Annotated in this window: 15 protein-coding genes; 7 read left to right on the forward strand and 8 right to left on the reverse strand. The window is 66.7% G+C overall.

The features are described from left to right. The first annotated feature begins 58 nt into the window (after window positions 1–58). Window positions 59–571 carry a hypothetical protein gene (locus DR_RS10050; protein ID WP_010888595.1) on the forward strand — a complete coding sequence of 171 codons (513 nt, stop codon included), beginning with the start codon at window positions 59–61 and terminating at the stop codon, window positions 569–571. A gap of 62 nt (window positions 572–633) precedes the next feature. Here DR_RS10050 and DR_RS10055 read toward each other — a convergent pair whose 3' ends face one another. The 4 genes from DR_RS10055 to pgeF all read right to left on the reverse strand — a co-directional run bounded on the left by DR_RS10055 (window position 634) and on the right by pgeF (window position 6,084). Continuing rightward, entirely contained in the window at window positions 634–1,896 is a 1,263-nt protein-coding gene (locus tag DR_RS10055) for a type IV pilus twitching motility protein PilT (RefSeq protein WP_010888596.1), read from the reverse strand. 62 nt (window positions 1,897–1,958) lie between these two features. Next, window positions 1,959–4,622: an ATPase, T2SS/T4P/T4SS family gene (locus tag DR_RS10060; RefSeq protein ID WP_027479822.1), complete on the reverse strand. Its 2,664-nt coding sequence runs from the start codon at window positions 4,620–4,622 to the stop codon at window positions 1,959–1,961. A 179-nt stretch (window positions 4,623–4,801) separates the two neighbouring features. Continuing rightward, window positions 4,802–5,326 (reverse strand): YqeG family HAD IIIA-type phosphatase, encoded by a 525-nt coding sequence (locus DR_RS10065; protein ID WP_010888598.1) that lies wholly within the window; start codon window positions 5,324–5,326, stop codon window positions 4,802–4,804. Then, complete coding sequence (pgeF, locus tag DR_RS10070) at window positions 5,323–6,084, reverse strand: peptidoglycan editing factor PgeF (RefSeq protein ID WP_010888599.1); 762 nt, start codon at window positions 6,082–6,084, stop codon at window positions 5,323–5,325. The genes DR_RS10065 and pgeF overlap by 4 nt, the downstream gene beginning before the upstream one ends. A gap of 93 nt (window positions 6,085–6,177) precedes the next feature. On the opposite strand from pgeF, the gene DR_RS10075 reads away from it, so the two are divergent. Next, window positions 6,178–6,972 carry an enoyl-ACP reductase FabI gene (locus DR_RS10075; RefSeq protein WP_010888600.1) on the forward strand — a complete coding sequence of 265 codons (795 nt, stop codon included), beginning with the start codon at window positions 6,178–6,180 and terminating at the stop codon, window positions 6,970–6,972. A 208-nt stretch (window positions 6,973–7,180) separates the two neighbouring features. On the opposite strand, the gene DR_RS10080 is transcribed toward DR_RS10075, so the two are convergent. Next, a complete protein-coding gene (locus tag DR_RS10080) occupies window positions 7,181–7,819 on the reverse strand; it encodes a nitroreductase family protein (RefSeq protein ID WP_027479823.1) in 639 nt (212 codons plus the stop codon). An 80-nt stretch (window positions 7,820–7,899) separates the two neighbouring features. Here DR_RS10080 and DR_RS10085 point away from each other — a divergent pair, with 80 nt between their 5' ends. Beyond that, the gene (locus tag DR_RS10085) at window positions 7,900–8,259 is read left to right on the forward strand and encodes a winged helix-turn-helix transcriptional regulator (RefSeq protein ID WP_010888602.1); all 360 of its coding nucleotides are present in this window, start codon (window positions 7,900–7,902) and stop codon (window positions 8,257–8,259) included. Window positions 8,260–8,329: 70 nt separating this feature from the next. Here DR_RS10085 and DR_RS10090 read toward each other — a convergent pair whose 3' ends face one another. After that, window positions 8,330–8,815 (reverse strand): GreA/GreB family elongation factor, encoded by a 486-nt coding sequence (locus tag DR_RS10090; RefSeq protein ID WP_010888603.1) that lies wholly within the window; start codon window positions 8,813–8,815, stop codon window positions 8,330–8,332. A 195-nt stretch (window positions 8,816–9,010) separates the two neighbouring features. Here DR_RS10090 and DR_RS10095 point away from each other — a divergent pair, with 195 nt between their 5' ends. The 4 genes from DR_RS10095 to lon all read left to right on the forward strand — a co-directional run bounded on the left by DR_RS10095 (window position 9,011) and on the right by lon (window position 14,679). After that, complete coding sequence (locus tag DR_RS10095; RefSeq protein WP_051618904.1) at window positions 9,011–10,195, forward strand: MFS transporter; 1,185 nt, start codon at window positions 9,011–9,013, stop codon at window positions 10,193–10,195. Between the two features lie 73 nt (window positions 10,196–10,268). Continuing rightward, the gene (clpP, locus tag DR_RS10100) at window positions 10,269–10,883 is read left to right on the forward strand and encodes an ATP-dependent Clp protease proteolytic subunit (protein WP_010888605.1); all 615 of its coding nucleotides are present in this window, start codon (window positions 10,269–10,271) and stop codon (window positions 10,881–10,883) included. After that, window positions 10,880–12,091, forward strand: coding sequence for an ATP-dependent Clp protease ATP-binding subunit ClpX (clpX, locus tag DR_RS10105; protein WP_010888606.1), 1,212 nt, complete (start codon window positions 10,880–10,882; stop codon window positions 12,089–12,091). The genes clpP and clpX overlap by 4 nt, the downstream gene beginning before the upstream one ends. A gap of 146 nt (window positions 12,092–12,237) precedes the next feature. Next, window positions 12,238–14,679 (forward strand): endopeptidase La, encoded by a 2,442-nt coding sequence (lon, locus tag DR_RS10110; protein WP_010888607.1) that lies wholly within the window; start codon window positions 12,238–12,240, stop codon window positions 14,677–14,679. Between the two features lie 52 nt (window positions 14,680–14,731). On the opposite strand, the gene DR_RS10115 is transcribed toward lon, so the two are convergent. Beyond that, a complete protein-coding gene (locus tag DR_RS10115) occupies window positions 14,732–15,616 on the reverse strand; it encodes a GNAT family N-acetyltransferase (protein ID WP_010888608.1) in 885 nt (294 codons plus the stop codon). Between the two features lie 4 nt (window positions 15,617–15,620). After that, a complete protein-coding gene (locus DR_RS10120; protein WP_027479827.1) occupies window positions 15,621–17,906 on the reverse strand; it encodes an endonuclease MutS2 in 2,286 nt (761 codons plus the stop codon). Window positions 17,907–18,026: the final 120 nt, after the last annotated feature.

Genomic DNA, 18,026 nt, shown 5'->3' on the forward strand with positions numbered 1-18,026 from the left:
CCGCAATCGGTAAGAAACTTCCAACCCACCGCCGCCGCCGAGCAGCCACAATGCCGGTATGGACGAACTGAATAAAACCACGGCCACCGGCACCGTGACCACCAACACCGACGCCGGAGCCGACAGCGCCCGCGACGTGCATCAGCCGATGTACACGACCACGCCGCTCGAAAGCCGCGTGAGTAGCTCCGACGAGGGCCTGGGCAGCGCCGTGTCGCCCGACATGCCTGATCCCGCCGCTGTCACCGAGCAATTTGACCAGCTCGCCACCCGCGACCCCGAAGCGATGGAGCACCGTCTCCAGACCCCGGAATTCGCTGGGGCCGAGACGACGGCGGGCCTCGTTGACGGCGCAGCGGGCAGCGTGCTCGGCGCCAACGACCTCGCCTTGATGACCACCGCCGACGGACTTTCGGGCACCGCCGTGGGCCGTGAAGTCGGCCTGAACCGCGACCCCAACGCGGGCTACACCGCCCCCGCCCTCAGCGGCCCGCCCCACGTCAGCGAGCAGCCTGGCGACCTGCCCCCCGGCGAATCCGAGGAGCTCAAGTCGCAGATCGAAAACCGCTGATTCTTCAACAAAATGCCGCCTGCCTGGGAAATCCCGGTGCAGGCGGCGTTTTATTGCTCGGCTCAGCGGCGGCCAAAGCCTCCGGCGCGTCCCGGTTCGCTGCGGCCTGCGGCAGGGGCAGCGGGCGTCGCTGGGGCCGCCGCGCCGCGTCCGAAGTCACCACCACGCCCAGTGCTGCTGCTCGAAGCGCTGTTGTAGGCGGGAACGGGCGGCGCGGCGGGCGTCATGCTGGCGCCGCCGAGGCCCGCCGAAGCGTCGTTGGCGAGACGGGCGAATTCCTTGGGGTCGATGGCGCGTTCCAGCCCCTTGTCGTAGGTGATGAGATGGCGGCGGAACAGCCCGGCGAGGTAGGCGTCCATCGTGACCATGCCTTCGCGGGCGCCGGTCTGCATCACGCTGGTGATCTGGAAGGTTTTGCCCTCGCGGATCAGGGCGCGGACCGCCGGGTTCGCCAGCAGGATTTCGTAGGCCAGCACGCGTCCCTGCCCGTCGGCGCGCGGCAGCAGTTGCTGGGTCATCACGGCGACGAGGTTGTTGGCGAGCTGCACCCGGATCTGTTCCTGCTGCTCCTCGGGAAACACGTCCACGATGCGGTCGATGGATTCGGGCGCGGAGTTGGTGTGCAGCGTGCCCATCACGAGGTGCCCGGTTTCGGCGGCGGTCACGGCGGCCTTGATGGTCTCGTAGTCGCGCATTTCGCCCACCAGAATCACGTCGGGGGCCTGACGCAGCGCGGCGCGCAGGGCGTCGTCGAAGCTCAGGGTGTCGCTGCCGACCTCGCGCTGGTTGATGATGCTCGCCTTGTTGGGGTGCATGAACTCGATGGGGTCTTCGATGGTCAGGATGTGCAGCTTCTTGGTCGTGTTGATGTGGTCGATCATCGAGGCGAGGGTGGTCGATTTGCCCGAGCCCGTCGGCCCGGTGACGAGCACCAGCCCGCGCGGCGCGTTGGCGATGTCGATCACCGTCTGCGGCAGCCCCATCTCGGCAATCGTGCGGACGGTGGTGGGGATGAGGCGCATCACGCCGCCCACGTTGCCGCGCTGCATGAAGGCGTTCACGCGGAAGCGGGCCTTGTCGCCGAGCGCGAAGGAAAAGTCGAGTTCGCGCTTTTCCTCGAAGATGCGCTGCTGGCGCTCGTTCATCATCGAGTACATCAGCTTGCGGGTGTCACTCGCGCTCAGCGGCTCGAAGCCCTGCGCGTCGTAGTCGCCCGAGAGTTTGAACTGCGGCGGCAGCCCGGCGGCCAGGATGATGTCGGAGGCACCCTTGTCGGCGGCGAGGCGCAGGATATCGGTGATGTCGATGCCGGAAGTCATGGTCATGGGTCAGCTTTCCTTTTTGCTTTTGCTCTCTGGAATCGGCTTCTCTGGACGCGGCAGGCGCCTCAGCTCGCGGTGACGGCCAGCACTTCTTCAAGGGTGGTCAGGCCTTGCAGGGCCTTTTCGATGCCGTCCTGGCGCAGGCTCCGCAGGCCGCTTTCGCCCAGCGCCACGTCGCGGATTTCGGCGGCGGGCCGCCCGGCCCCGATGGTGCGGCGCAGCGAGTCGTCCATCACCATCAGCTCGTGGATCCCCATGCGGCCCTTGTAGCCGGTGCCGCCGCAGCGGGGACAGCCGGTCCCGCGCATCAGATTCGCGCCGCGAATATCGCGCTCGCTGATGCCGAGCCGCCGGAGCACCTCGGGGTCGGCGTTGGTGGGCTGCTTGCACTCGCTGCACACCCGGCGCACCAGCCGCTGCGCGAGCACGCCCATCACGGCCGCCGAGATGTTGAAGTTCTCGATGCCCATTTCCTCAAGGCGGGTCACGGCGCCTGGCGCGTCGTTGGTGTGCAGAGTGGCGAGCACCATGTGGCCGGTGAGCGCCGCTTCCACCGCAATCTTGGCGGTTTCCTGGTCACGGATTTCGCCCACGAAGATGATGTCGGGGTCCTGACGCAGGAAGGCGCGCAGGGCGCGGGCAAAGGTCATCCCGGTCGAGTTGTTCACCTGCGACTGCACGATGCCCGGCACCTCGTACTCGATGGGGTCTTCGATGGTCGTGGTGTTTTTCTCGGGCTTGGCGATGCGCTTGAGGGTCGAAAAACAGGTGAACGACTTGCCCGACCCCGTCGGCCCGGTGACCAGAAAAATGCCGTTGGGCCGCTCGATAATCTCGGTGTAGCGGGCGTAGTTGTACTCGGAAAAGCCGAGCTGCTCGAGTTCGGGGATGTTGCTCGCCTTTTGCAGCAGACGCATGACGGCTTTCTCGCCGTACACGGTGGGCAGGGTCGAGAGACGCAGGTCGAGGTCGATGCTGCCCTTCTTGAAGCGCACGCGCCCGTCTTGCGGCACGCGGCGCTCGGCGATGTCGAGGTGGCCCATGATCTTGAGGCGGGCCATGATCTGCTGCGCCGCGCCCTTGGGAAAGGAGTTCTGCTCGCGCAGCGCACCGTCGATGCGGTAGCGCACCTTGACGGCGTCCTCGGTGGTTTCGATGTGAATGTCCGAGGCGTCTTGCAGCGCGGCCTCGCGGATAATCGAGTCCACCACCTGCACGATGGCGCTCTCGTCGGCCACCGAGAGGTCGGCTTCCTGCGACTGCTGGGTCTTGTTGCGCTCGGCGAGTTCCTTGTTGAGCTTCTCGAAGCCCTTTTCCCCGAAGTAGCGCTCGATCAGGCGGATGATGTCTTTTTCCGCCATCACGGCGGGCAGGATTTCTTTGCCGGTAATCAGCTTGAGGTCGTCGAGCGCAAACACGTTGCGCGGGTCTTTCATGGCGACGACGAGCGAGTTGCCCTGGAGCCTGACCGGCACCACTACGTAGCGGCGGGCGGTGGCCTCGGGAATCATCAGCGCGACCTTGGGGTCCGGCGGGTTCTGGATGGGGTCGAGGAACTCGTAGCCGAGCTGCGCGGCGAGCGAGCGGGCGAGCATCTCGGGGCTGAGCTTGCCTGACTGCACCAGGGTGTCTTCCAGGCGGCCTCCGCCGACGTTCTGCTTTTGCAGCGCCGAATCCACCTCGTCGGGGCTGGCGAATCCGAGTTCGGTGATGACCTCGCCGAGCGGCTTGACCTTGCCCTCACGGGCCTGCACCTGAAGCGCCTCGCGCAACTGGTCGCGCGACAGCGTGCCTTCCTGCACGAGTTGCTCGCCGAGGCGGCCCCGTTGCGGGTAGAACTGCTCAATCAGGCGCTCGATGTCGCGCGGGCGCGTGAGCATCAACTGCACTGGGCGCCCGATGAGCGCGTCGATGTCGGGGCGCTTGCGCGGGTCGCTCGTCAGGACCGTCACGCCCTGCTCGGTTTCGTCCACCGGCACCGCGAGCAGGCGCAGGGCGTCGGCGCGCAGCATGCTGCCGAGGACTTCCTCGCCGGGGTGAAAACCGCTGGGGTTGGGAAGGAAGGTGGTGCCTTCCTGTTCGGCGAGCACCTCGTAGAGCTGGTCTTCGGTGATGGCCCGCTGCGAGATCAGGGTCGCCCCGAGCGCCTCGCCGGTCTGCTGCTGCGCGTCGAGCGCCACCTGAAGCTGTGCGTCGGTGATGTAGCCGTGCGTGATCAGCCGCTCACCGAGCTTGCCTCCGGTGCGCCCGGCGTCGCTGGCCCCGCTGGGCACCACGATCTCCAGGCCAAGCTCGGGGTAGTGCGTGGCGATGGCCCACATCACTTCCTCGCGCAGCGCCTGATACGGTTCGATGTCGAAGCCGCTGTCGTCTTCAAGCGTCTCGATCGAAAAGCTCGACAGCGGGTCCACCAGCGCCACCCGCAGCCGGTCACCTTCGAGCGCGAAGGGAAACGCCTGCAAGTTGAGGGCCGTCTGGGGCCGAATCGAGCGCAGCGCCGCCGGGTCGGGCTGCACCGCCAGCAGGTTGACCAGCGGAATGCCGAGCGCTTCCTCGATGGCGCGGGCGATGCGTTTTTCGCCCACCATGCCGGAGTCGATCAGCACGTCAGCGAGGCGGCCCCCCACCTCGGAGTGCCGCTCCAGCGCCCGCTGCAAGTCGTTGTCGCCCAGATACCCCTGGTCCAGCAAAATCGCGCCCAGGCGGCGGTCACCAATCGAAAGAGCCAAGTTTCATCCCTCCAGCCGTCCTGCCTGCCACCACTGCACAGGCGGGTCGAAAATAGTCGAGGAACAGGGTAAGCCCCCGCTTGTCACAACTTTATGCCGCAGGGAACACAGTGCCGCCACTTGGCCTGTAGGGAGGTGGCGCTAGCTTACAAAGAGCGGCTGAACCAGAGCTAGAGGCGTTACCCCGCTCCCTTGCGGGGGTGGCGCGGCTGCCAGTCGTGGCCGTAGCGCCCAAGTACTTGCCGCTCCAGCCGCCGGGTCAGGCGGGTATGCGGCAGGGCGTTGTCGATCAGCGGCTCGACCAGCACCGTGTGCATCCCCGCCAGGTTGCCGCCCAGCACGTCGGTGAACAATTGGTCGCCCACCATCGCCACCTGCGGTGCAGGCAGACCGAGCACCTCCAACGCCCGGCGAAAGGCGCGGGGATTGGGCTTGCCTGCCATGCCCACGCCGTCGAAGCCCAGTTTCGGCAGCCAGAAGGCGGCGCGTTTGGCGGTGGCGTTGCTCAGCAGGTAGAGCCGGATGCCCGCGCCGCGCAGGTCGGCGGCCCAGGCGATTATTTCGGCGGCGTCCTCGTAACTCTTGTACGGAATCAGTGTGTTGTCGAGGTCGAGCACCAGCCCGCGCAGGCCCCGCGCCGCCAGAAACTCGGGCGTGATCTGCGAGACGTGCGCGATGAGGTCGTCGGGCCGCAGCAGGCTCATGCGCGCGCCTCCCCGGTCTGCCCTTCCCTACGCGGCAGGCCGATGACCGCCCACATCCGCCCGGTTTGCCCCGCGTCGCGGCGGTAGGAATAGAAGTCGGCCTCGGTGGAGCAGCGCCCGCTGACCCAGAGGTCGCCCACTCCGGCTCCTTCCAGCAGGGCGCGGTTGGCCCCGGCGAGGTCGAGGTGCGTGCGGCCTTCCCGCTCCAGCACCCACTCGCCCAGTCCGGCGGCACGGAACTGCGCGGCCACGTCCTCCCCCACTTCGTACTGCTCGCCGCAGATACCGGGGCCGACGGCGGCGTGAATCCGCTCGGGGCGGGCGCCGAGGTTCACCATCTGCTCGACTGTCCGCTGCCCGATGCGCCCCACCGTGCCCTTCCAGCCCGCGTGCGCTGCGCCGATGACGCCTGCTTCCGGGTCCGCGAGCAGCAGCGGGTAGCAGTCCGCCGTGCCGATGGCGAGCAGCACGCCAGGGGTGGCCGTCACCAGCGCGTCGCCTTCCCAGAACCCCGGCGCCTGCGCGTGAACGACCTGCACGCCGTGGACCTGATTCAGCCGGGCAAAATCGTCCGCCGCGAACCCGAGCGCCGCCGCGAGCCGGGCGCGGTTTTCGGCCACCGGGCGCGGGTCGTCACTGCGGTCGTCCAGATTGAGGCCCGCATACGGCCCCGCCGAAACGCCGCCCGCGCGGGTGGTAAAGGCGTGGGGCACGGCGAGGTTCGGTGCGCGCAGCAGCGGAAGGCCGGGGGCAGTCATTGTCCAGAGTGTAGCGGTCCAGAGTGGAGCGCGGCGGCGCGGCTTGAACCCGCTCCAAGCATCTGAACCCCGCCACGCGTTAGAGTCGCCCGCATGAGTGTGACGATTGACCTTTCGGGCAAAACAGCGTTGGTGATGGGCGTGGCGAATGCCCGCAGCCTGGGCTGGGCGATTGCTGAGCAACTCCTGCAAGCGGGCTGCCGCGTGGGCTTTTCCTACCAGGGCGAGCGCCTGAAAGGTGAGCTGGAAAAACTGACGAAAGACTGGCCGAACACCTGGATTCAACAGGCCGACGCGACCAGCGAAGAAGACATGGACGCGCTGTTTGCCCGCGTGAAAGACGAGTTCAGCGAGCTGCACCTGCTCGTGCACTCCATCGGCTTCGCGCCGCGCACCGCGATGGACGGGCGCTTTATTGACACCACCGCTGACGACTGGAACACCGCGCTCAACGTCAGCGCCTACACCCTGGTCGCCGCCGCCCGCCGCGCCGAGCCGCTGATGCCCGACGGCGGCTCCATCATCAGCCTGACCTACCACGCCTCGCAGCAGGTGGTGCCCCGGTACAACGTGATGGGTGTGGCCAAGGCCGCCCTCGAAGCCGCCACCCGTTACCTCGCCGCCGACCTCGGTGAGCGCGAGATTCGCGTGAACACCATCAGCGCCGGGCCGATGCGGACCATCGCCGCCCGCTCGATTCCTCATTTCGGCAAGCTCTACAACAAGGGGGCCATGAACGCCGCTTTCGGGCGCAACGCCACCTCCGAGGAAGTCGGCAAGCTCGCGCTGTTCCTGCTCTCCGACCTCAGCAGCGGCATCACCGGGCAGACCATCTATGTGGACGCGGGCCTGAGCATCATGACCGTGAAGGAAACCGCCGAGGACTGATACGGCTTTAAATTGAGTCCCGGACATGTCCGGGGGCAATTTTTCGCGGAGCGCATAGAAAAAATACGGCTTTAAGGAGATGGACGGGCATCCGGCGCCTCTTCCGGATGTTCGGGAATCGGATGAAAACCGTATGACGCTGGGCGCCGGCAACACGAAAAAGCAGGACCGGCACACTGTTGTCCGGTCCTGCTTTTCGCTGAAAGGCTCAGTAGAACTTGGCGACCCGCTCCACGCTGTGGCGGTGGTGAGGGTAGCCTTCCTCGGCCCGCTTGCCGAGGGGCAGAATCCCGGCGAACTGCACGTGCTCGGGCAGGTCCAGAATCTGGCGCACCTTGCCTTGGTCGAAGCCCAGCATCGGCACGGTATCGTAGCCCAGCCCACGCGCGGCGAGCATCAGGAACCCGAAGGCAATGTTGGCCTGGGTCAACCCCCACTGCCCACGCTGCGCGGTGTCCTGCGCCCCGAAAGCGCCGTCGAACGTCGCCCGCTGCTGGGTGCGGCCCGCGTCGCCGAGGCCAGGGTGGGCGGTGTCTTCCGCCGTTTGCAGGGTGTCTTCCATGTCGCTGTAGATAACAATCACGGCGGGCGCGCTCGTCACCTGGGGCTGACCGTAGGCGGCTTCGCGCAGTTGCTCCTTGAGTTCGGGGGTCTGCACCACCGCAAAGCGCCAGGTCTGGGCGTTCCAGGCGCTCGGCGCGAGGCTGGCGAGGCGCAGGATCTCGCGCAGGTCGTCCTGGTTCAGGGGTTCTTGCACGAACTGGCGAATGCTGCGCCGGCTTTCGATGGCTTCGGTCATGCTCAGCGGGCGCTGGGTGGCGGCGGGGGGCGTCTGGGTCGCAGTCATGGGCGACAAGTTAGGTCAACCGCTTTAAAAAGTCAAGCACTCTGGTTTTCGCCATACTTTGTGCTCCGTCACGGTGTAAGATGTCAGATATGAATGACGTTGCCCCCCCGACCTTCTGTCCCGTGTACCGCGCCATCGGCGTGTTGCAGGAAAAATGGGTGCTGCACATCGTCCGCGCCCTGCTGGGGAGCGAAAAGGGATTCAACGAGCTGGCCCGCGCCGTGGGCGGCTGCAACAGCGCCACCCTGACGCAGCGCCTGGAGAGCCTGGAAGACCTGGGCATCATCGTCAAGCGCACCGAAGACGGCGGCGGCAAGCTCGCCCGCAGCGTGTACTCGCTGACCCCTGCCGGACAGGAACTCCAGACCGTGATTGACGCCATCGACGCCTGGGCGCGCGCGCACCTCAGCGAATCCGAGCCGACGCGCTGCGTGGGCTGAGAGCACCCCATCAAAGAAGCGGAGGAGGCCCCATCACCGGGACTTCCTCCGCTTCACATCGTTTTGCCGGTCAGTACTCGATGCCCTTGACCTTGTACTTCATCTGCTTGCCGCCTTCGAGGGTGACCACGAACGACTCGCCCTTCTTGCGGCCCATCAGTTCACGGCCCACCGGGCTTTCCTCGCTGATGCGGGTGATGGAGCCGCCGACCATCGCGGCCTCGGCGGCGCTCACGACCTGCACCTTCATGTCCTTTTTGCTCGTCTCGTTGGAGAGCTGCACGATGGCGCCGAGTTCGACGCGCCCGCCATTTTCCTGGTCTTCGATGAGGGTGGCGCGGGCGAGCGTGTCTTCAAGCTCGTCGATGCGGGCCTCGATGTTCATCTTCTCGCGCTTGGCGTCTTCGAGGCCGGTGTCTTCGTTGTCGGCGCTGGTTTCCATCTGCTCTTGCAGGATGCGGGTGGCCTCGTTCAGGCGGTTCTGCTCCTGCTCCAGCGCCTTTTCGAGACGCTCGAAGCCTTCGCGGGTGAGTCTGACTTGCTTGGTCTGGGTCACTTCGGTGCTCCTTACGGTGGCTGCCTCGGCGGGGCCACTGGGTGCGGCAAATGGGTAAGTCATGCGGAACTAGAATTCGCCGCGCATTCTGCCACAGCCCCGCAACGCTGACAATGCGCTGGAAAGACAGGAGCAGGGCCGGAAGACGCGCTGAAGCCCTCGCCAGCCCCGGCCCGCTTGCTACCCTGCCTCCCGATGTCTGTCGCCGAGCCTGCCCCCGCGCCGCTTTCCTCACCACCGCTGGCCCCGCCGCCCCAGCCCCTCACCTTTGCCGTGGTCGGTGCCGGCGCCGTGGCTTTTTTGTGTCTGGGAGTGTTGCAGGCAATTTATGGCCCGGCGTTTCCTGCCTTCGAGGAGCGCTTCGGGGTGGTGACGGCGCGGGTCGGCCTGATTGCCAGTGCCCACTTCATCGGGTCGGCGGCGGCGCCTCCGCTCGCGGGACTGCTGCTCGCGCGGCTGGGCGTGGGGCGGGTGGTCGGCGGGGCCTTTACGCTGCTTGCCGCCGGGGCGCTGTTGGTCGCTGCCGCCCCAACCTGGCCGCTTGCACTGCTGGGCGCGCTGCTCGGCGGACTGGGCCTGGGTGGAGTCTCGGGGGCACTGAATGCCGCCTACGCGGGCGTCGGCACCCGCGCCATCAATTTCGTCAATGCGCTGTTCGGGGTGGGCAGCATGCTCGCACCGCTACTCCTCGCACTCACCGCGCGGCAGGCGGGGTCTCCAGGAGGTGGACTGCCGCTCGCGTTCGTGACGATTGCCGTGCTGGCGGGCTTGAGCCTGCTCGCCGCCCGGCTGTGGGGGCTGCCCCGGCTGTTGCAGGACACCGGCACGGAAAGCAGTCAGGCCCGCCGCAGCACCCTGGCGCTGTTTGCTGGTTTGCTGCTGCTGTACGTGGGCGTCGAAGTCGGGTCGGGCGCCTGGGCGGCCAATTACCTCGGCGCGGTGGGGCACGCCAGCCCGGCGCTGGTGGTGAGTGCCTACTGGGGCGGCCTGACCGTTTCGCGGGTGCTCACCAGTCTGTTTGCCAGCCACGTCGCGCCGGGGCGGCTGGTGCTGGGGGCGGCGCTGCTCGCGGCGGTCGGGTCAGCGCTCACGGCGCTGCCCGCGCTCGCGCCCTTCGCTTATGTCCTGGTCGGCGTCGCCTGCGGGCCTATCTTTCCTACCACGCTCGCCTGGGCGGCCCGGCGCATTCCGGCGCGGCTCGTCGCCTCGCTGCTGGTCAGCGGCAGCGTGGGCGGCGTCCTGATGCCCTGGCTGCTGGGGTTGGGCTTCACCGGGGCGGGAAGCTGGGCGGTGCCCGCGCTGCTCACGGGGGCGGCGGCGCTGCTCGCGGTGCTCGTCGCGCTTACGCTGCGGCGGGTGGGGCCGGGGCTGGAAGGCTGAGCAGCCGGGACTCGGCAACTCCCCCGCCCCCTTCCCCCCCTGGCCCACTTTCCCCTCCCGGAGCCGTGCGATAATGGAGGTTATGAGTGTGATTCCCTACGTAATCGAGCAGACCGGACGCGGCGAGCGGTCCTACGACATCTACTCGCGGCTGCTCAAAGACCGGATTATTTTCGTGGGGACGCCCGTCGAGTCGCAGATGGCGAACTCCATCGTGGCGCAACTGCTGCTGCTCGATTCGCAAAACCCCGAGCAGGAAATTCAGATGTACATCAACTGCCCCGGCGGCGAAGTCTACGCGGGCCTGGCGATCTACGACACCATGCGCTACATCAAGGCGCCCGTTTCGACCATCTGCGTCGGCATGGCGATGAGCATGGGCAGTGTCCTCCTGATGGCCGGCGACAAGGGCAAGCGCATGGCCCTGCCCAACAGCCGCATCATGATTCACCAGGGCTCGGCGGGCTTCCGGGGCAACACCCCCGACCTCGAAGTGCAGGCCAAAGAAGTCCTCAAGCTGCGCGACACGCTGGTGGACATCTACCACAAGCACACCGACCTGCCGCAGGAAAAGCTGCTGCGTGACATGGAGCGCGACTACTTCATGTCGCCCGAAGAAGCCCTCAAGTACGGGTTGATCGACCAAGTGATCGACCAGACCCGCGAAAACCGGGGAGGCGAAGAATGACCCGCGCCACCGCCGACCGCTGCTCGTTTTGCGGACGCCAGCACCCGCAGATCGCCCAGCTCATCGAAGCGCCGGGCCGCGCCGCCTTTATCTGCAACGAGTGCGCCGAGCGCGCCTTTGACCTCGTCAAGCAGCAGCGCAAGGAAGCGGGCAGCGAGTTCAGCCTCGACGAACTGCCGAGCGCCAAGGAAATCAAGGCGTACCTCGACGAGTTCGTGATTGGACAGGACGAAGCGAAGAAAGCGCTCGCCGTCGCCGTGGTCAGCCACTACCACCGCCTCTCGAACCCTGACGCCGGACTGCAAAAGAGCAACATCCTCTTGATCGGGCCGACCGGCACCGGCAAGACGCTGCTCGCCCAGAGCCTCGCGGAAATGCTCGAAGTGCCCTTCGCCATCGCCGACGCCACCACGCTGACCGAAGCCGGGTATGTGGGCGACGACGTGGAGAACGTGATTGTCCGCCTGCTGCAAGCCGCCGAGTACGACGTGGCCGCCGCCGAGCGCGGAATCATCTACGTGGACGAAATCGACAAGATCGCCCGCAAGTCCGAAGGCACCTCGATCACCCGCGACGTGAGCGGCGAAGGCGTGCAGCAAGCGCTCCTCAAGATCATCGAAGGGACCGTGGCGCAAGTTCCCCCGCAGGGGGGTCGCAAGCACCCACAGCAGGAACTCGTGCAGGTGGACACCCGCAACATCCTGTTCATCGTGGGCGGCGCCTTCGAGAGCATGAGCGAAATCGCCCGCGCCCGCACCAACGTCCGCGCCGTGGGCTTCGGCGCCGAGCACAAGGGCGAGGAAAAGGAAGAAGTGCGCTTCCTTCCCGAAGACCTCGTGAAGTTCGGGTTGATTCCCGAGTTCGTGGGCCGTCTGCCGCTCGTGGTGCAGCTCCAAGACCTCGACGAGGACGCCCTGATCCGCATCCTGACCGAACCGCAGGGCGCCATCATCAAGCAGTACCAAGCGCTGTTCGGCTTTCAGGGTGTGGACCTGACCTTCAGCGAAGAAGCGCTGCAAGAAGTCGCCCACCGCGCCAAGGAGCGCAAGACCGGGGCGCGTGGCCTGCGCGCCGTCCTCGAAAAATCGATGACCGATCTGCTGTTCGAACTACCCCGCGACGACGTGAAGGAAATTCGTTTCGAGGCGGAGTATATTGACGACCCACTGAAGGCACTTGAGTCTAAGGGACTCAAAAAGTCTGCATAAAGCGATTTAGCTTACAGCCAAAACCCCGCCTGTGACCCTAGACTTCAGGGTACCCGCAGGTGGGGTTTTGACCCTCCCCTGGCGGCGCATCCCCTTTAATCTTTCCGCCCCTGCGGCGGTTTTCAAAGAGCAGGCAAGGAGCAAGCATGATCTGGGAACTTCCCGTAGTTGCGCTGAGAAATATCGTGATTCTGCCCGGCGTCACCATGAACGTGGACGTGGGGCGCCCCAAGAGCAAGCGGGCGGTGGACGAAGCCCAGGCCGCCGACCGCCGGGTGCTGTTGCTGACGCAGCGTGACCCCCGCACCGACGACCCCACCCGCGCCGAACTGTTCGACATGGGCGTGCTGGCCGTGGTCAAGCAGGTCGTGCGGATGCCCGACAACACCTATCAGGTGCTCGTCGAGGCGCAGGAACGGGCCCGCGTGATGGACGAAGTGCCGAGCGCCTACATGCGCGTGCGCGCCGACACCCAGAGTGCCACCGAGCCGCAGGGTGAACAGGCCCGCGTGATCGGTGTACTCGCCAGCGAAGTCAAGTCGGCATTCGAGGACTACCAGCGCCAGAACAAGAACCTGCGCCTGGACAACTACCAACTCGAAGGCCTCAAGGCCCTGACCGACGCGGGCGCCCTGGCCGACCAGGTCACGCACCACGCCACCTGGACCCCTGAGGAAAAGCAGGAAGTCCTCGAGGCCGGCGACCTGCAACCCCGCCTCGAAGCGGTGCTCAAGCTGCTGACCCGTGACACCGAGCGCTTCAACATGGACAAGAAGATCGCCGGGCGCGTCAAAGAGCAGATGGACGCCAACCAGCGCGAGTACTACCTGCGCGAGCAGATGAAGGCCATCGGCAAGGAACTCGGCGGCGGCGAGGACAGCCCCGCCGAAGTGGACGCCCTGCGCGAGAAGATCGAAGAAGCCGGAATGCCCGAGTCGGTCAAGGACAAGGCCCTCAAGGAACTGCAACGCCTGGAACGCACCCCCGGCGGCAGCCCCGAGAGCACCGTGGTTCGCAACTACATCGACTGGCTGGTCGACGTGCCGTGGAGCAAGCGTGACGAGGAAATCCTCGACATTGGCCGCACCCGCGACATTCTCGACAGCGACCACTACGCGCTCGGTGACGTGAAAGACCGCATCCTGGAATTCCTGGCCGTGCGGCAGCTCACCCACAAGGACGGCGAAACCGAGGAGCAGCGCCGTGAACGCAGCGCCGAAGAACGCACCGACGACGCCGAACTGCGTGCGCCCATCCTGTGCCTCGTGGGCCCTCCCGGCGTGGGCAAGACGAGCCTGGGCAAGAGCATTGCCCGCAGCCTCAACCGCAAGTTCGTGCGGATGGCGCTCGGCGGCGTGCGCGACGAAAGCGAGATTCGCGGGCACCGCCGCACCTACATCGGCGCCATGCCGGGCCGCATCATCCAGGGCATGAAGACGGCGGGCGTGGTCAATCCGGTGGTCCTGCTCGACGAAATCGACAAGATGAGCAGCGACTGGCGCGGCGACCCCTCGAGCGCGATGCTCGAAGTCCTCGACCCCGAGCAGAACCACACCTTCCAGGACCACTACCTCGAAGTGCCCTACGACCTCTCGCAGGTGATGTTCATCACGACGGCGAATAGCCTCCAGACCATCCCCCGCCCGCTGCTCGACCGCATGGAAGTCATCCAGATTCCTGGGTACACCCAGCAGGAGAAGGTCGAGATCGCCAAGCGCTACCGCGTGCCCCGGCAGATCAAGTCGCACGGCCTGACCGGCAAGCTCGAAATCACCGACGCGGCGCTCAACCGGATTGTCGAGGAATACACCGCCGAGAGCGGCGTGCGGAACCTCGACCGCCAGATCAGCAAGCTGGCCCGCAAAGCCGCCCGCGAACTGCTCGAAACCCCCTGGGAGGGCCTGAAGGTCATCGACGCGCCGCAGATTCCCGACTTCCTCGGCGTGCCGCTGCACCGCCCCGAGAAGATGGAAAAAGAGCCCCAGGTCGGCGTGGCGCAGGGCCTGGCGTGGACCAGCGTGGGCGGCACCATGCTGCTCGTCGAGGCGCTGGCGACCCCCGGCACCGGCAAGGTCGTCATGACCGGCTCGCTGGGCGACGTCATGAAGGAAAGTGTGGGCGCGGCCATCGCCTACCTGCGGGCGCACGCCGCCGAGTATGGCGCGGACCCCGACTTCCACAAGACGATGGACATCCACGTCCATTTCCCCGACGGCGCTACGCCCAAGGACGGCCCCAGCGCGGGGATCACGATTGCCACCGCCGTCATCAGCGCGGTGACCGGGCGCCCGGTGCGCCTCGACGTGGCGATGACCGGCGAAATCAGCCTGCGCGGCCGGGTGCTGCCCATCGGCGGGCTGAAGGAAAAGCTGCTCGCCGCGCACCAGGGCGGAATCCGCGAAGTCATCTTCCCCAAAGACAACGAGCCGAGCCTGCAAGAAGTTCCCGAAAGCATTCGCGGCGACCTCAAGGTGCACGCCGTGGAGCACGTCAGCGAAGTGCTGGAGCTGCTGCTGCTGCCCAAGCCCGAGCAGGCCGAGCAAACCCCGCCGCCCGCCCTCGGCAAGTCGGTGCAGCCGGGCGCATAAGCCCCCAGAAAACAGTTCTCGAATGGTCAGTGGCGCAAGCTGCTGGCCTTTTTTATGTCCCGGTCAGCGTCAACCAACGCGGGCCGGGTACCCATAGCAGGACGCCTCCCAGATGCACAGCGTTCGAGTCGGCACTGTCAAGTTCGGCGCTGAGCGACTGCACGCCGCCGCGCCCGGCTGCCTGGACCGCCAGGGCCGTCAGCGCCAGCGTGAGGGGCGCGCCCGCCGCTGCCCAGCGCTGTGGGACACCGAACCAGGCCAGTTCGCCCGTCTCCGGCTCGGCGGTGCGGCGCACACTGGACACGCCCGCCAGCTCGCCGCCGCGCTCGGCCACGTACAGCCACGCCGGGCATAGGTCGTCGCCCAGAAAGTCGTCCTCGTCCATGACTTCGGGGCAGGCCGGGTCGTGCAGGTGCGCGTGGGCATACACCTCGCGGTGCAGCGGCAGCAGTTGTGTTCGGAGCTCGTCTGACAGCTCCGTCATGGGCCGCAGGACGAAGCCCAGTTGCTCTGCCGCCCGCACCCAGGGCGTCACGTCTTCCAAATCGGCGGGCCACAGCATCGGCTCAAGGGTTTCCACGCTGACACGCAGGCCCCGCCGCTGCAAAAAGCGGACGGCGGCGGACTGCGTGGCGTAGGTTTTGGCCTTCAGCGGTTGCTCGACGTCTTTGGTCACGGCATTCCAGAGTTCGCCACCGATTCCCTGTCCGCGCCACTGTGGGTGAACATGGACGCCTGCGTAAGCGTAGGTCGGATGCAGGCGGCTGTGCCAGAGCTGCCCGTAGCCCACCAGCTTTCCGGCGCAGACCGCCACCACGCCGGGGCGCCGGCCTCCGCCGTGGTAAGCGGCTCCGTTTTCCTGCCCGGCCCAGACAACAGCCAGCAGCTCAGCCAGTGCGTGACCGTCGCCGGGAGAGGTGGGCCGCAAGGTCAGCACGGGCTCAGCGCTTTACGTTCACAATCGTTACGCCGTGCCCGCCCTGATTGGCTTCGGCGTCGTGGAAGGACTCCACGTTCTTGTCGGTCTTGAGGTAGTCGCGCAGGGTGCGGCGCAGCACGCCCATGCCTTTGCCGTGAACCACCCGCAGCGGGGTTTCTTTCAGCGCGCGGGCCTCGGCAATCGCGGCGCGCAGCTCTTCCACCGCCGCCTCCACGCTCAGGCCGCGCAGTTGCAGTTCGTTGTCGAAGCGGCTCGGGGCGCTGCCGACAAAGCTGGGCTTGGGCGCCTTGACCTTCGTTTCCTGCACCAGCCGCACGTCGCGCCGCTTGACGCCGACTTTCATCAGGCCGAGCTGCACTACGAGGTCGTCACCGCGCATCTCCAGCACCTGTCCCTGAGCACCGTAGGCCGGCACGTTCACCTTGTTACCCACCCGGATGGGGTCACCGCGTTCCTCGCGCTTGGGCGGCGCGGGGCGGGCTTTTTGCGCCTGCACCCGCAGTTCGCGCAGCTCCTGCATCACGCGGGGGCGAGCGCTGTCTTCCTGGGCCCGGGCGCGCAGGGTCCGCACACGTTCCACAGCGTCGGCATAGAGGCTTTCGGCCTTCTGGGACGCCTCGGCCAGCATCTCATTCCGGCGGGTTTCGAGCGTTTCTCGCTCGTGGCGCACCCGGCCCAGTTCGGCCTCGGCCTCGCGGCGGGCGGCAGCGGCGGTTTCGAGTTGCTCGCCGAGTTCGCGGCGCTCGCGCTCCAGCTCACTCAGCATCCGCTCCATCAGGCCCGCTTCCGGCCCCAGCAGCTCCTCGGCGCGGCTCAGCACGTCACGCGGCAGCCCCATGCGGTTGGCAATCGCCAGCGCGTAGGAGCGGCCCGGCTGCCCCACCTGGAGCTGATAGGTGGGTGCCAGCGTACCGACTGCGAAGCCCATGCTGGCGTTTTTCAGGCCCGGCGTTTCCAGCGCGAACAGCTTGAGCGGCGAGAGGTGCGAGGTGATGATGCCGCGTGCGTCCTGCTCCAACAGCGTTTCAATGAGGCTTTGCGCCAGCGCCGCGCCCTCGTCGGGGTCGGTGCCGCTGCCGAGTTCGTCCACCAGCACCAAGGTATCGGGGGCCGCGTGCCGCAGCACGTAGCGCAGGTGCTTGAGGTGAGAGGCAAAGGTTGAAAGACTCGCCTCGATGCTCTGCTCGTCCCCGATGTCCACCAGAATGTCGCGCACGACGGGCAACCGCGCCGAGGCCGCCGCCACGTACAGTCCGCATTGGTGCATCAGCACGGCGAGGCCCAGCGTTTTGAGGGTCGCTGTCTTGCCGCCCATGTTGGGGCCGGTGATGAGCAGCAGTTTGGTCTCACCGAGCTGAATATCATTGGCGACGGGGTTTTCGATCAGCGGGTGTCGGGCTTCGTGCAGATCGTACAGCCCGTCCGGGGCTGCCTCGGGGCGGTTGAGCCGCCAGTCGCGGGCGAGTTTGGCCTTCGACGCAATCAGGTCGAGTTCGCCAATCGTCGCCAGGGTCATCGGCACGGCACTGTCCTGCGCGAGCAGGGCCGACAGCTCGGTCAGAATCCGCCGCACCTCGGCTTCCTCGTCCAGAATCAGGCGGGTCAGCTCGTTGTTGAGCTGCGTGACGGCGGCGGGCTCCACGAAATAGGTCTGCCCGGTGGCCGAAGCGTCCACGATGATGCCCTGCACGCTGCCCACCCGGCTCGCCAGCACCGGCAGCACGTAGCGGTCGCGGCGAATGGTGACGAGGTGTTCCTGCAACACGTCCGACCACTTTTCCAGCGTCTGCGTCAGCTTTTCGCGGATGCGCCCCCGCAGCGGCTCGATGCGCTTGCGCAGGTCACGCAGCCGGGGCGAGGCGTCGTCGCGTACGTTGCCCTCGCGGTCCAGGCTTTGCAGCACCCGCCGCACCAGTTCGGAGTGGTCGCCCAGCCCCGTCGCCACGTCGCGCAGTGGCCCGCGTGAATTGGTCTCGATGGCCCGCTTGACCGTCATCGCCCCGTCGAGCGAGTAGGCGGCGTTGAGCAGGTCTTGCCCGCTCAGCACCCGGCCTTCCCCGGCGCGGGCATGGATGTCGCGGATGTCGTGAATGCCTCCCAGACTTAGGCTGACGCCGAACAAGGCGTCTTCCACCTCGTCGAGTTCCTGAGCGATGCGGTAGGCGTCGTCGCTCGGGCGCAGGGCCAGGGCGCGTTCTCGCCCCAGCGAGGTGGCGGCGCGGTCGGCCAGGGCCGCAGTAATACGCGGAAAATCAAGTGCAGAAAGAGCGCGGGAATCGAAAGCCATCTTGAGACTGAGCATACGGGAGGGGCGGGCGGAAAATCGTGGGCGCGGTGAGTAAGCACGGTGGCTTAGTGCGTTGGCGAAAACTTGTTTCTTGGCCTCGGTATTTAGAGCTTTGAGGTC

Source organism: Deinococcus radiodurans R1 = ATCC 13939 = DSM 20539, from assembly GCF_000008565.1.
In the GTDB taxonomy this organism is placed as follows: domain Bacteria; phylum Deinococcota; class Deinococci; order Deinococcales; family Deinococcaceae; genus Deinococcus; species Deinococcus radiodurans.

Excerpts from the sequence above, each read along its gene's own strand:
- DR_RS10050 (WP_010888595.1), top strand. The coding sequence starts at position 59 with ATGGACGAACTGAATAAAACCACGGCCACCGGCACCGTGACCACCAAC.
- DR_RS10055 (WP_010888596.1), bottom strand. The coding sequence starts at position 1,896 with ATGACCATGACTTCCGGCATCGACATCACCGATATCCTGCGCCTCGCC.
- DR_RS10065 (WP_010888598.1), bottom strand. The coding sequence starts at position 5,326 with ATGAGCCTGCTGCGGCCCGACGACCTCATCGCGCACGTCTCGCAGATC.
- pgeF (WP_010888599.1), bottom strand. The coding sequence starts at position 6,084 with ATGACTGCCCCCGGCCTTCCGCTGCTGCGCGCACCGAACCTCGCCGTG.
- DR_RS10075 (WP_010888600.1), top strand. The coding sequence starts at position 6,178 with ATGAGTGTGACGATTGACCTTTCGGGCAAAACAGCGTTGGTGATGGGC.
- DR_RS10080 (WP_027479823.1), bottom strand. The coding sequence starts at position 7,819 with ATGACTGCGACCCAGACGCCCCCCGCCGCCACCCAGCGCCCGCTGAGC.
- DR_RS10085 (WP_010888602.1), top strand. The coding sequence starts at position 7,900 with ATGTCAGATATGAATGACGTTGCCCCCCCGACCTTCTGTCCCGTGTAC.
- DR_RS10095 (WP_051618904.1), top strand. The coding sequence starts at position 9,011 with ATGTCTGTCGCCGAGCCTGCCCCCGCGCCGCTTTCCTCACCACCGCTG.
- clpP (WP_010888605.1), top strand. The coding sequence starts at position 10,269 with ATGGAGGTTATGAGTGTGATTCCCTACGTAATCGAGCAGACCGGACGC.
- clpX (WP_010888606.1), top strand. The coding sequence starts at position 10,880 with ATGACCCGCGCCACCGCCGACCGCTGCTCGTTTTGCGGACGCCAGCAC.
- lon (WP_010888607.1), top strand. The coding sequence starts at position 12,238 with ATGATCTGGGAACTTCCCGTAGTTGCGCTGAGAAATATCGTGATTCTG.
- DR_RS10120 (WP_027479827.1), bottom strand. The coding sequence starts at position 17,906 with ATGGCTTTCGATTCCCGCGCTCTTTCTGCACTTGATTTTCCGCGTATT.